Genomic DNA, 11899 nt, shown 5'->3' with positions numbered 1-11899 from the left:
CACGTTGACCGGTTTAAACGCGGGCGGCGAAGACGGCCTGATGCTGGCGGCACTGCTCCGCCGTCAACATGAACACCCCGTGCCCACCGCGCTGGAAGTCCAGCCAGGCGAAGTCCACTTCCGGGTACAGCGCCTCGACATGCACCTGGCTATTGCCCACTTCAACAATCAGCAAACCCTTCTCGGTCAAATGGTCCGCCGCCTCGGCCAACATGCGCCGCACCAGGTTCAAGCCATCATCGCCGCAGGCCAGGCCCAGCTCCGGTTCGTGCTGGTATTCATCCGGCATGTCGGCGAAGTCTTCGGCATCCACATACGGCGGGTTGGACACAATCAGGTCAAAGCGCTGGCCCGGCAGACCGTCGAAACCATCACCCTGCACGGTGTACACGCGCTCGTCGACGCCATGGCGCTCGATGTTCTGGTTGGCCACTTCCAGGGCTTCGAAGGACAGGTCCCCCAGCACCACTTCGGCGTCCTGGAACTCATAGGCGCAAGCGATGCCGATGCACCCGGAGCCCGTGCACAGGTCGAGGATGCGTGCCGGCGGTTGGGCCAGCCAGGGCTCAAAGCGGTTTTCGATCAGCTCGCCGATCGGCGAACGCGGGATCAGCACGCGCTCATCAACGATAAACGACATGCCGCAGAACCAGGCCTCTTTCAGCAGGTAAGCGGTGGGCACGCGCTCATGGATGCGGCGATGCAGCAAACGCTGAACGTGGGAAATCTCTTCTTCTTCCAGGTTGCAATCCAGATAGCTGTCGGCAATTTCCCACGGCAGGTGCAAGGCGCCGAGCACCAATTGCCGGGCTTCGTCCCAGGCATTGTCGGTACCATGCCCGAAAAACAGCTCTTCCCCATGGAAACGGCTGACAGCCCATCGGATGTGGTCGCGCAAGGTGCGCAGGCGGGAAGTGATCACGGGGGCAAACTCCTGGAAAAAACGACTGGCGATTCTAACAGTCTTCACCGGTACCGACGACGTACGAAACCCCTTCGCCATCCGTCGGAATTCATCCAAATTGCCATCATTGGGTTAAACACGCGCACCTCTTGACATGGCTGCACGCCAACAACGGCGTACCTTACGATGGTAGCGATTCACAGAACCGCTCAGCCAGTGGACAATGTCACAAAAGCCCCCCTCACAGGAGCCCCAGAATGTCCGTTCCAAAGACGATGTTTCAACTCAGCGGTCGTGGTTACGCAGCAGCGAACCTCAGCCATGCGACCCTCGTGATCATCGACGCCCAGAAGGAATACCTCAGCGGTCCACTCGCCCTCTCGGGCATGGACGCAGCGGTTGGCAATATCAAGCAACTGGTCGCCGCAGCCCGCAACGCCGGGCGCCCGATCGTGCATGTGCGCCACCTGGGCACCGTTGGCGGCCTGTTTGACCCGCAGGGCGAGCGCGGCGAGTTCATCCCGGGGCTCGAGCCTGAAGGCGACGAAACCATCATCGGCAAGCTGCTGCCCAGCGCGTTCCATGGCACCGGGCTGGAAAAGCACCTGCAGGACCTCGGCTCGCTGGACCTGATCGTCTGCGGTTTCATGAGCCACTCCAGCGTCAGCACCACCGTGCGCGCCGCCAAGAACCTGGGCTTTCGCTGCACCCTGGTGGAAGACGCCTGCGCCACCCGTGACCTGCCTTACAAAGGCGGCATCCTGAGCGCCGAACATGTGCAACAGACCGAAATGGCCATCATGGCCGACAACTTCGCCACCCTGGCGCTGACCAAAGATCTGATCTGATCGTCCTTCTGATGAGCGGCGCGGCCTGTTTATGTCTCCGCTCATCAGCAAATGCCTGTCATTTGCTGCAATTGCCTCGGGTACAGGAACAACCTGTGTATTGTCCGGTCGAAGGGCCGATACCCTGGAGGAAAGGTCGGAATGAAGATATCCGATGGTTTTGATGCTCGTCGCTTGCGCCCCAAGGGCCCGAGCAACTGGCGTCTGCGCCTGGTGGCCGGCATTGCCGCGCTGCTGGCGATTGTAGGTGTGCTGTTGGCCGGCGCTGGTGGCGCCGGTCTGTTCGGTCACTCGCCGGCCCTTGGCGAACTGAATGCCAGCCCAGGCGGCTCGGCAATCCTGGCGGTGATCGGGCTATTGGTGCTGTGGTTGGGCGTGTGGTTGTGGCGCCGTAGCCGTCGGAAGATGCGTCAGCCGTTGTCGCTGAACATCGCTTCACACCTGATGAAAAAGCACGACTGATGGCGCTTGGATAGCGTTTCCTGCGCCCTGGCCGCCGCGATTTAGGTAAACTGCCCGCCCTTCGCGGAGGCTGACATGCAAGACGACGATTTTTCCCTGTTCAAAAATGAGCTGCGCGGCGTCAAGCCGATCAAACACGACCGCGCCGACACGGGCAAACCCAAGGCTGACCGTGCGCAGATCGCCAAGCTGCGCCAGGCCGCGACCGTACGCACCGATGCCACCACGGTGGACGGCCTGTCGGACCAGTTCGTGATCGACGTCGGCCCCGAAGACGAGCTGATGTGGGCCCGCGACGGCGTGCAGGAAAGCCAGATGCGCAAGCTCAAGGTCGGCCAGATCCCGTTCGAGGGCAGCCTCGACCTGCACGGCATGACCGTGGAGAAAGCCCGGGAAACCCTGTGGGCCTTCCTCGCCGAAGCAACCAAGTTCGAAATCCGCTGCGTACGCGTCACCCACGGCAAGGCGGTGCGGCTGGACGGCAAACGCCCCATGATCAAGAGCCACGTCAACACCTGGTTGCGCCAGCACACGCAGGTGCTCGGCTTTACCTCGTGCCAGGCCCGCCACGGCGGCGCGGGTGCGGTGTATGTGATGCTCAAGCGCACCATGATGGAAGGGCGCGACGAGTAACAAGTGCCATCGTCAGGCTTGCAGCGATGTGTCCGCCACCGTAACCTTGCGCTTTGCGAAAATCCCACAGGTAGTTTCATGTCCCTGGAACAGAATTACACCGCGATCCTCGGCCAACTCGGCGAGGACGTTTCCCGCGAGGGCCTGCTCGACACGCCAAAACGTGCCGCCAAGGCCATGCAGTACCTCTGCCGCGGCTATGAGCAGACACTGGAAGAAGTCACCAACGGTGCCTTGTTCAGCTCCGACAACAGCGAAATGGTGCTGGTCAAGGACATCGAGTTGTACTCGCTGTGCGAACACCACCTGCTGCCGTTTATCGGCAAGGCTCATGTCGCCTATATCCCGAGCGGCAAAGTGTTGGGCCTGTCGAAGGTCGCGCGGATTGTCGACATGTATGCGCGCCGCCTGCAGATCCAGGAAAACCTCAGCCGCCAGATCGCCGACGCGGTGATGCAAGTGACGGGTGCACTGGGCGTGGCCGTGGTGATTGAAGCCAAGCATATGTGCATGATGATGCGCGGCGTGGAAAAACAGAATTCGTCGATGATCACCTCGGTGATGCTGGGTGAGTTCCGCGAAAACGCGGCCACCCGTAGCGAATTCCTCAGTCTGATCAAGTAACAGGCTGCGTAGGAAAAGACCGGCGTTCATCGCCGGTTTTTTTTCGCCTGCAGAATTAAGGTAAGCTGCGGCCCCTTCTGTCATGGGCAAGAGGTTTCAGCCATGTTCGTCAAAGCACTTCGAGTCGGCCTCGGCCACGTCATCATCGCGGGCGACTACCTGACCCGCCCGCGCAAAAAACAGCGCCCCGCCGAACAGCAGGCGCAGGTGAACGCAGCGGCCAAGGAATTGACCCTCTACCAGTTCCACGCCTGCCCGTTCTGTGTGAAGACCCGCCGCACCCTGCACCGCCTGAACGTACCGGTGGCCTTGAAGGATGCGAAGAATAATGAGCAAGACCGCCAGACCCTGCTGGAGCAAGGTGGCAAGATCAAGGTGCCATGCCTGCGCATTGAAGAAAATGGCCAGACCACCTGGATGTATGACTCCAAGGTGATCATCGACTACCTCGACAAACGTTTCGCGGCGGTCTGACAGACACTGGATAACCAATGTGGGAGGGGGCAAGCCCCCTCCCACAGTTACGGTATTTACAGGTCGAGATCCAATAATGCAGAGCCCAGGCACTTGCCATGGGCATCCAGCGCCAGCGAACGCGTGACGCCACCCCGCAAGATCCCCGGCAGCACGAAGTTCAGTGCCTGCACGTTAGGCAATTCATAACGCCGCACCGGTGCAGCGCCGGGCTCCAGCTGGTCCGCAAAAAACTCAGCCACGCGCTCGGCGGTCAGCGTTTCGCACAGCAGCGGATAATCCTCGGCACGGTACGCAATAATCGAGATGTTCGACGTATCGCCCTTATCCCCGGTCCGGGAATGGGCCAGCGTGTGCAGCTTCATGCTTCGATCCTCGGGTTGACCACGTTACGCGGCAGCAGCAACGATGCCACTGCCACCACCTGGCGTACGCTTTTGCTGGCGCCGCCGCCACCAGACGGGCCGTTGGTGTAGAGCGTTTCCACTTCATTACCCACACGCACCGCTTCGCTGCGTGCTTCACAGCGGGCCGCCACGCGCAGGCGCACTTCCCAGGGCTCGACCGTGCTGCGCGGCCCGTGGAGCGCGTCCATGCCGATCAGTTCGGCACGCACGTCCTGCATCTTCACGCCCGTCAACTCAAGGCGCTTGAGGACGACATCCCGCGCCAGCTGCGCTCGTGCGACAGCACCGGGGCCACCGTAGGACATCTGCCCTTCGCCGATCCAACCGTCCAGATAACCGACGCTGACCTTTAACTGCTCGGGTCGCGCACGGCCACCCGCACCCACGGCGCGAACACGATCAGCGCTTTCTTCGACAAATCCCACGTGGGAAAAATCAGCGGTCACGTCAGGCGTGAGGTACGCCGCCGGGTCGTGCACTTCGTAGATCAGTTGCTCCGTGCACGTGGCGCGGCTGACCCGGCCACCGGAGCCGGCGACCTTGGTGATCAGGGCTTCACCCTCGGCATCGATCTCGGCCAAGGGGAAGCCCAGGCGGGCCAAGTCATCCACCGCCTTGCGACCAGGGTCGGCAAAATAGCCGCCACTGACTTGCCCGGCGCACTCGAGCAAATGCCCCACCAACGTACCGCGTCCCAGGCGCTGCCAATCGTCCGCTGCCCAGCCGAACTCAAACATCTGCGGCGCCAGGAACAAGGAGGGGTCGGCCACACGCCCAGTGATCACCACATCCGCATCCGCGCGCAACGCCTCCAGAATGCCATCGACGCCCAGGTAGGCATTCGCGGAAATGATCCGCTCGCCCAGGGAACCGACCGTCTGGCCGTTATCCAGCAGAAACTCGGGCTGCAGCCCCGCCAACACGTCGTCGCCGACCACGGCAACCACCTTGAGATCAAGGCCCAGCTCGCCGGCAATCCGCCGCACTTCAACAGCCGCCGACAGCGGGTTGGCCGCTCCCATATTGGTGATCACCCGCAGACGGCGACGCCCGGCGCTTATCCCTACGAAGGGCAGCACACGACGCATGCGTTCACTCAACAACGGGTCATAACCGCCAGCGGGGTCAGTGATCCGCGCCTGCTGCGCCAGGGCGATGGTGCGTTCGGCCAGGCACTCGAAGACCAGGTAATCCAGGTCGCCCTGCTCGGCCAGTTCCACGGCAGGTTCGATACGGTCGCCGGAGTAGCCGGCGCCGGAACCGATGCGCAAGGTTTTCATCTCAAATCACTCCCAGGAGCAACGCGGTCAGGGTCATCAACACCGACGCGGCAAACAGAAAAGGGATGGTAAAGCGCTGGTGATCGGCCAATTCGACCTTGCACAAGCCCACCAACAGAAAGGTCGCGGGGGTCAGCGGGCTGACCGGGAAGCCGGTGGTGTGTACGCCCAGCAACGAGGCCTGGGCCACTTGCAGCGGGTCGACGCCGAGGGCCTTGCCGACTTCGGCGATCACCGGCATTACACCGAAATAGTAGGAATCGGGGTCGAATAGCATGCTCAGGGGCATGGAAATAAAGCCCACCACGGCCGGGATCAGCTTGCCGTGGCCGGCGGGAATCTGTGCCACTGCCACTTCGGCAATCGCCTTGAGCATCCCGGTGCCTTGCATGATCCCGGTAAACACCCCGGCGGCGAGCAGGATACTGGCCATGGTCAGGGCGGTTTTTGCATGGGCGTCGATGCGGGCGCGCTGGGCATCCACGTTCGGGTAGTTGATGCACAGTGCCAGCACGGTGCCGAGCATGAACATCACCACCGGGTCGACCCAGCCGGCGATCATCACCACCATGACCAGCACAGTCAGGATCAGGTTGACCCAGAAGAGCCGAGGGCGACGCAGCTTGATGTCATCGTCGCTGAGTACCCGTTGCGGCACCGCATCGACGGTTGAACCGGCGCCCAGGCCCAGGCGTTTTTCTTCGCGACGGCCGAGCCACCACGCACAGCCGAAGACGAAGACCAGGCCGACGATCTGCACCGGAATCAGCGGTTGGAACAGGTCGGCTACCGGCACATGCAGCGCCGCCGACGAGCGCAACACCGGACCGGTCCATGGCAGAAAGTTGACCCCGGCCGCCATCGCGCAGACGCAGGCGAGGATACGTTTGTCGATGCCCAGCCGGGTATACAGCGGCAACATCGCCGGCACTGTCACCAGGAAGGTCACCGCACCGGAGCCATCCAGGTGCACCAGCAGCGCCAGGGTCGCGGTGCCGACGACAATCCGCGTAGGACGCGTGCCTACCGTACGCAGGATGCGGTCAATGATGGGGTCGAGCATGCCGGCATCGGTCATGATCCCGAAAAACAGGATCGCAAACACAAACATGCCCACCACGGGGGCGACGTTCTTGATACCGGTGATGATGAAGGCGCTGGTCTGCAGGCCGAACCCACCGAGCAGCGCGGCGATGATCGGTAAAGCGATCAGCGCCACCAGCGGTGAAAGGCGTTTGCTCATGACAGCAGCGAGCAGGCACAGGATGGTGATGACACCCAGGGTAGCGAGCATGGGTTACTCCAGAGCGGCCTTGGTGGCCGGTTATTGTTTTCCCTGGAGTATTGGAAGCGAGGTAGTCTTTGTAAATTGGAATATTCACCAGCTAGTGTTCGGAAAAACAAAATGAAGAACAGCATCCAACACATTCAAGCGTTTCTTGCGGTGGCTCGCACAGGCAGCTTCACCAAGGCGGCCAATGAGCTGCATCTGTCGCCTTCCGCACTGACGGTGCAGGTCCAGCAACTGGAAGACTGGCTCGGCGTTGCCCTGCTCGACCGCAGCCCGCGCCATGTGAGCATCACCGCCGCCGGCCAGGAAGCCCGCGGGCCCATGGAAAAACTGCTGCTGGACCTGGACAACATCGTCACCGGCTCCCGCGATTTGGCCGCCCTGCGCCGGGGCGTGGTCACCATCGCCGCCCTGCCCTCGGTCTGCGCCGGCACCCTGCCGCCGGCGCTGCGCCTGTTTCGCGAGCGTTTTGCCGGGATCGAAGTGCGCCTGCATGACCTGGTGGCCCACCGTATTCATGCCCAGGTGCGTTCCGGCGAGGTGGATTTCGGCATCGGCGTGCGCGCACGGCTCAGCCATGGCCTGGAGTTCGTGCCGGTATTGAATGATCGCTTGTGTGCATTCGTGCCGGTGGATCATCCCCTCACTCGCCACCGTCAACTGAGCCTGGAACAGTTGGCGGACCAGCCGATCATCCTCACTGGCCGTGACAGCAGCGTGCGGGAGCAAGTGGATGCGCTATTCGATGAGACACGCCTGACGATGAACGCCGGCATGGAAGCCAACTACATGTCGACGGTGCTGGCGTTGGTGCGCCAGGGATTGGGCATCAGTGTGCTGCCGGAATCGGCGGCGGACAGCCTGGAAGGGTTGAAGCGCATCAGCATCGATCACCCCGGCGTGAACCGGGAGATCGGGTTGATCAGCCGCAGCGGGATGGGGTTGAGCCCGGCGGCGCAACGCTGCTTTGACCTGTTGAAAGAACAACTCTCTGACACACCACTGAGCTGAATGTGGGAGCTGGCTTGCCTGCGATGCAGACGACACTGTCTGCCAGTTGCACTGCGGCGATACTATCGCAGGCAAGCCAGCTCCCACATTTTGACCGAGTGAATCAGTCCAGCATCGCCACATGCTTGGGATGACTGGCAACACGTTTCAACCATGCCTGCACACCCGGATAAGCGTCCAGCTCAAAACCACCCTCATGGGCCACATGGGTATAGGCATACAAGGCCACGTCCGCGATAGAGAACTGATCACCCACCAGGTACGGCGTCAGTTGCAGTTGGCGCTCCATGACCTTGAGCGCCTTGTAGCCACCCTTGTGCAGCTTCTTGTATTCCTCCAGGCGCTCCTCGGGCAGCCCCAGGTAGAACTGGATAAACCGCGCCACCGCAATGTACGGCTCGTGGCTGTACTGCTCGAAGAACTGCCACTGCAACACCTGGGTACGCAGGCGCGGTTCGGTCGGCAGGAACTCGCTGCCATCGGCGAGGAAGTTGAGGATCGCATTGGACTCCCACAGGCAGGTGCCGTCTTCCAGTTCGAGTACCGGGATCTTGCCGTTGGGGTTCTTGGCCAGGAATTCGGCGGTCTGGGTGTCGCCCTTGAGGATATCGACATCGATCCATTGGTACGGGATGCCCAGCAGGCTAAGCATCAATTTGACTTTGTAGCAGTTGCCCGACTTGTAATCGCCATAAACTTTGTACATGGGGCTCCCCTTATGCCGCTTGCGCGTGCTGTGCTTGACGGACCACCGCGGCCAGGCGCTTGAGACCTTCGTCCAGACGGGCCGGGTCGATATGGCTGAAATTGAGCCGCAGCGAACCCAGGTGTTGGTCCGGCTCTGAAAAGAACGGTTCACCGGGCATGAACGCGACGTTCTGTTCTAACGCTTGCGCCAACAAGGTGCGGGTGTCGAGCGGCTGTTTCAAGGTCAGCCAGAAGAATAATCCACCCTGGGGCACCTGCCAGTCGGCCAGGTCAGCGAAGTGATGCGCCAGCGCCACTTGGAATGCGTCACGGCGCTCGCGGTAAAAGCTGCGCAGTTCTACCAAGTGCTGTTGGTATTTTTCCGTGCCGACCCATTGCATCGCCTGCCATTGGCCGACGCGGTTGGTGTGCAGGTCCGCCGATTGCTTGAGCTTGAGCAAGTGCGGGAACAGGTCCGGGCTGGCGATGAGGTAACCCACGCGCAAACCGGGCAACAACGTCTTGGACACAGTGCCGGTGTAGATCCAGCTGGCCTTTTTCAGGCGGCCAACGATGGGCTTGGCACTGCCGCCGTCAAAGGTCAGTTCGCGGTAGGGCTCGTCTTCGATCAGCGTCACCCCAAACTCGTCGAGCAAGGCGGCGACCGCTGCACGCTTGGCCTCGCTGTAGCGTACAGCCGACGGGTTCTGGAAGGTTGGAATCAGGTAGATAAACGCCGGGTGGTGACGTTCGAGGTTAGCGCGCAACGCGGCCAGGTCGGGACCGTCGGTTTCCAGTGGCACGGTGAGGCAGTCGGCACCGAAGAGTTGGAAGATCTGTAAAGCAGCCAGGTAGGTCGGGCCTTCCAGCAGGATCTGGGTGCCTTTGTCGATGTACAGTTTGGCGGCCAGGTCCAGGGTTTGCTGGGAGCCGCTGACCACCAGCACCTGGCTGGCCTGGCACGGTACGCCCAAGGCGCGAGCTTGCGCAGCGAGCAATTCGCGCAAGTGAGGTTCGCCTTCGCTCATGCCGTATTGGCCGATAGTGAGCGGCATGTCATCCCAGTCCAGGGCGGGCAGCATGGCTTGCGCGGGTAGGCCACCGGCGAACGACATCACTTCCGGACGCTGGGCCGCCGCGAGGATTTCACGGATCAGGGAGCTTTTGAGGCGCGTAACACGTTCAGAGAAGGCCATTAGGGTCACCGGTAGCGAAGACTGTAGAAAATACGTCAAACTGGTTGACCGAAATTACGACGACTTCAGTGGATACGTCAATATGCTTGACCTTAAAAACCCGACCAGCCAGCAAACAGCCATGGAGGCGTTCTTCTTCGGCTACCAGGCCTTTACCGCCAAGGCCGACGAAATGCTTGAGCGCCGTGGCCTGAGCCGGGTGCACCAGCGCATCGTGTTTTTTATCGCACGCTACCCCGCCCTGAGCGTGAAGGAACTGCTGGAATTGCTCGGGGTGAGCAAACAGGCGCTGAACATGCCGTTGCGTCAATTGCAGGAAATGCACCTGGTGGACAGCGTCGCGTCCGAGACCGACAAGCGCAAACGCCTGCTGGAATTGACAGAGGAAGGTCGGCGTTTCGAGCAGTCATTACGCCGTGAACAGGTGAAGCTGTTACAGCGCGCGTTCAGTGAAGCGGGCGAAGACGCGGTGGCGGGATGGCTGGCGGTGAATCAGGCGTTAAGTGCGGCTAATTAGCCTTTCATCCCCTTTTACCCAGCCAATCGAAAACATTATTTGCTTTATTTGTATACAAAAGCATAATTCGCTTCGTGCGAGTTCCTGACCTATTGGTCAACAAACCCGCCAGTACCTCTCAGCGCCTACGCGCTGGCCATAACAATAAAATGCTTGAGGAGTACTCGCTGTGGATAGCCGCAAATCCGAAGCCTCACCCCTGGACCTCCAACCCACCCACACCGGCTGGCTGGAACGCCTGTTCAAACTGCGCTTGCATGGCACCACAGTGAAGACCGAGCTGATCGCCGGCCTCACCACCTTTATCACCATGGCGTACATCATCTTCGTCAACCCGAACATCATGGCCGACGCCGGCATCGATCATGGCGCGGCGTTCGTCGCCACCTGCATCGCCGCCGCGCTGGGTTGCCTGTTGATGGGCCTGTATGCCAACTGGCCAGTGGGTCTCGCACCAGGCATGGGGTTGAACGCGTTTTTCACCTACACCGTGGTCGGCACCATGGGCTACACCTGGGAAACCGCGCTGGGCGCGGTGTTTATCTCCGGCGTGTTGTTCATGGGCCTGACGCTCTCGCGGGTGCGTGAGTGGTTGCTCAACAGCATTCCGGTCAGCCTGCGCCATGCCATGGGCGCGGGTGTCGGCTTGTTCCTCGGGGTGATCGGTTTGAAAACCGCCGGGATCATCGTCGACAGCCCGGCCACGCTGATCAAGCTCGGCTCGCTGCATGAACCCGCGCCACTGCTCGCGGCCGTGTGTTTCCTGCTCATCGCCATTCTCAGCTACCACCGCGTGTTTGGCGCGATCCTGATCAGCATCATCGCCGTCACCCTGGCAGGATGGGGGCTGGGGCTGGTGCACTACAACGGCATGATCTCCACCCCACCGAGCCTGGCGCCGACCTGGATGGCCATGGACGTGAAAGGTGTGTTCAATGTCAGCATGATCAGCGTTGTATTTGCCTTTCTTTTTGTACACATGTTCGACACCGCAGGTACACTGATGGGCGTCGCGCAACGAGCCGGGCTGGTCAATGCCGATGGCAAGATCGATAACCTGTCCCGCGCGTTGAAGGCCGACAGTGCCTCCAGCGTGTTCGGTGCCATGGTCGGCGTGCCACCGGTGACCAGCTACGTGGAAAGTGCCGCCGGTGTCGCCGCCGGTGGCCGCACCGGGCTAACGGCCGTGACCGTGGGCGTTCTGTTTGTGGCGGCGATGTTCTTCGCGCCGCTGGCCGGCATGATTCCTGCGTGCGCCACGGCCGGCGCGTTGATCTATGTCGCGATGCTGATGATGAGCGGCATGGCCCATATCAACTGGGACGACGCCACCGACAGCATCCCGGCGATTGTTACGGCGATCATGATGCCGCTGACCTTCTCGGTTGCCGACGGGATCGCCCTGGGTTTTATCACCTATGTGGCGCTGAAGGCCGGTACCGGCAAGCATAGGGAAATTTCTGTCAGCCTGTGGGTGCTCTGCGCGATCTTCATTGCCAAGTTCGCGTTCCTGTAGGGACACCGGTTTGACCCCGCCTCACCCCGTCGGGTGGGGCTTTTGTATG

Annotated in this window: 14 protein-coding genes; 8 read left to right on the top strand and 6 right to left on the bottom strand. The window is 61.3% G+C overall.

What is annotated here, in order from left to right:
• Window positions 1-13 precede the first annotated feature (13 nt).
• Entirely contained in the window at window positions 14-922 is a 909-nt protein-coding gene (prmB, locus tag AO064_RS06595; RefSeq protein ID WP_015885107.1) for a 50S ribosomal protein L3 N(5)-glutamine methyltransferase, read from the bottom strand.
• 239 nt (window positions 923-1161) lie between these two features.
• Between prmB and AO064_RS06590 the strand changes: the two genes are divergently transcribed.
• The 5 genes from AO064_RS06590 to AO064_RS06570 all read left to right on the top strand — a co-directional run bounded on the left by AO064_RS06590 (window position 1162) and on the right by AO064_RS06570 (window position 3945).
• Window positions 1162-1752 (top strand): cysteine hydrolase family protein, encoded by a 591-nt coding sequence (locus AO064_RS06590; protein WP_025855010.1) that lies wholly within the window; start codon window positions 1162-1164, stop codon window positions 1750-1752.
• Window positions 1753-1893: 141 nt separating this feature from the next.
• Window positions 1894-2214, top strand: coding sequence for a hypothetical protein (locus tag AO064_RS06585; protein ID WP_015885109.1), 321 nt, complete (start codon window positions 1894-1896; stop codon window positions 2212-2214).
• 75 nt (window positions 2215-2289) lie between these two features.
• Window positions 2290-2847: a Smr/MutS family protein gene (locus tag AO064_RS06580; protein WP_015885110.1), complete on the top strand. Its 558-nt coding sequence runs from the start codon at window positions 2290-2292 to the stop codon at window positions 2845-2847.
• 78 nt (window positions 2848-2925) lie between these two features.
• Window positions 2926-3471 carry a GTP cyclohydrolase I FolE gene (folE, locus tag AO064_RS06575; protein ID WP_003442011.1) on the top strand — a complete coding sequence of 182 codons (546 nt, stop codon included), beginning with the start codon at window positions 2926-2928 and terminating at the stop codon, window positions 3469-3471.
• A gap of 102 nt (window positions 3472-3573) precedes the next feature.
• Window positions 3574-3945, top strand: a complete 372-nt coding sequence (locus AO064_RS06570) for a glutathione S-transferase N-terminal domain-containing protein (protein WP_015885111.1) — start codon at window positions 3574-3576, stop codon at window positions 3943-3945.
• A gap of 56 nt (window positions 3946-4001) precedes the next feature.
• On the opposite strand, the gene AO064_RS06565 is transcribed toward AO064_RS06570, so the two are convergent.
• From AO064_RS06565 to AO064_RS06555, 3 genes are read right to left on the bottom strand one after another with little or no spacing between them, the layout of a single operon-like run.
• Window positions 4002-4310: an AtuA-related protein gene (locus tag AO064_RS06565; protein WP_015885112.1), complete on the bottom strand. Its 309-nt coding sequence runs from the start codon at window positions 4308-4310 to the stop codon at window positions 4002-4004.
• Window positions 4307-5632, bottom strand: coding sequence for an acyclic terpene utilization AtuA family protein (locus tag AO064_RS06560; protein WP_064052763.1), 1326 nt, complete (start codon window positions 5630-5632; stop codon window positions 4307-4309). The genes AO064_RS06565 and AO064_RS06560 overlap by 4 nt, the downstream gene beginning before the upstream one ends.
• Window position 5633: 1 nt before the next feature.
• Complete coding sequence (locus tag AO064_RS06555) at window positions 5634-6926, bottom strand: CitMHS family transporter (protein WP_015885114.1); 1293 nt, start codon at window positions 6924-6926, stop codon at window positions 5634-5636.
• Window positions 6927-7037: 111 nt separating this feature from the next.
• On the opposite strand from AO064_RS06555, the gene AO064_RS06550 reads away from it, so the two are divergent.
• Complete coding sequence (locus AO064_RS06550; RefSeq protein ID WP_015885115.1) at window positions 7038-7934, top strand: LysR family transcriptional regulator; 897 nt, start codon at window positions 7038-7040, stop codon at window positions 7932-7934.
• Between the two features lie 103 nt (window positions 7935-8037).
• Here the strand turns inward: AO064_RS06550 and AO064_RS06545 are convergent, their stop codons facing one another.
• Window positions 8038-8640: a glutathione S-transferase family protein gene (locus tag AO064_RS06545; protein WP_015885116.1), complete on the bottom strand. Its 603-nt coding sequence runs from the start codon at window positions 8638-8640 to the stop codon at window positions 8038-8040.
• A 10-nt stretch (window positions 8641-8650) separates the two neighbouring features.
• On the bottom strand, window positions 8651-9817 hold the full coding sequence (locus tag AO064_RS06540; protein ID WP_046036062.1) for an aminotransferase-like domain-containing protein: 1167 nt from the start codon (window positions 9815-9817) through the stop codon (window positions 8651-8653).
• Window positions 9818-9899: 82 nt separating this feature from the next.
• On the opposite strand from AO064_RS06540, the gene AO064_RS06535 reads away from it, so the two are divergent.
• Complete coding sequence (locus AO064_RS06535; protein ID WP_015885118.1) at window positions 9900-10334, top strand: MarR family winged helix-turn-helix transcriptional regulator; 435 nt, start codon at window positions 9900-9902, stop codon at window positions 10332-10334.
• Window positions 10335-10503: 169 nt separating this feature from the next.
• Window positions 10504-11850: an NCS2 family permease gene (locus tag AO064_RS06530; protein ID WP_064052762.1), complete on the top strand. Its 1347-nt coding sequence runs from the start codon at window positions 10504-10506 to the stop codon at window positions 11848-11850.
• Window positions 11851-11899: the final 49 nt, after the last annotated feature.

The sequence above is a fragment of the Pseudomonas marginalis genome, assembly GCF_001645105.1.
Lineage (GTDB): Bacteria > Pseudomonadota > Gammaproteobacteria > Pseudomonadales > Pseudomonadaceae > Aquipseudomonas > Aquipseudomonas petroselini.
Note: the sequence above shows the minus strand (reverse complement) of the source record. Positions and strands in the feature narration are given on the sequence as shown.

Bases quoted from the DNA above. Each gene is read 5' to 3' on its own strand.
- AO064_RS06545 (WP_015885116.1), bottom strand. From the start codon at position 8,640: ATGTACAAAGTTTATGGCGATTACAAGTCGGGCAACTGCTACAAAGTC.
- AO064_RS06565 (WP_015885112.1), bottom strand. From the start codon at position 4,310: ATGAAGCTGCACACGCTGGCCCATTCCCGGACCGGGGATAAGGGCGAT.
- AO064_RS06580 (WP_015885110.1), top strand. From the start codon at position 2,290: ATGCAAGACGACGATTTTTCCCTGTTCAAAAATGAGCTGCGCGGCGTC.
- folE (WP_003442011.1), top strand. From the start codon at position 2,926: ATGTCCCTGGAACAGAATTACACCGCGATCCTCGGCCAACTCGGCGAG.
- AO064_RS06535 (WP_015885118.1), top strand. From the start codon at position 9,900: ATGCTTGACCTTAAAAACCCGACCAGCCAGCAAACAGCCATGGAGGCG.
- AO064_RS06590 (WP_025855010.1), top strand. From the start codon at position 1,162: ATGTCCGTTCCAAAGACGATGTTTCAACTCAGCGGTCGTGGTTACGCA.
- AO064_RS06570 (WP_015885111.1), top strand. From the start codon at position 3,574: ATGTTCGTCAAAGCACTTCGAGTCGGCCTCGGCCACGTCATCATCGCG.
- AO064_RS06560 (WP_064052763.1), bottom strand. From the start codon at position 5,632: ATGAAAACCTTGCGCATCGGTTCCGGCGCCGGCTACTCCGGCGACCGT.
- AO064_RS06540 (WP_046036062.1), bottom strand. From the start codon at position 9,817: ATGGCCTTCTCTGAACGTGTTACGCGCCTCAAAAGCTCCCTGATCCGT.
- AO064_RS06550 (WP_015885115.1), top strand. From the start codon at position 7,038: ATGAAGAACAGCATCCAACACATTCAAGCGTTTCTTGCGGTGGCTCGC.
- AO064_RS06555 (WP_015885114.1), bottom strand. From the start codon at position 6,926: ATGCTCGCTACCCTGGGTGTCATCACCATCCTGTGCCTGCTCGCTGCT.
- AO064_RS06585 (WP_015885109.1), top strand. From the start codon at position 1,894: ATGAAGATATCCGATGGTTTTGATGCTCGTCGCTTGCGCCCCAAGGGC.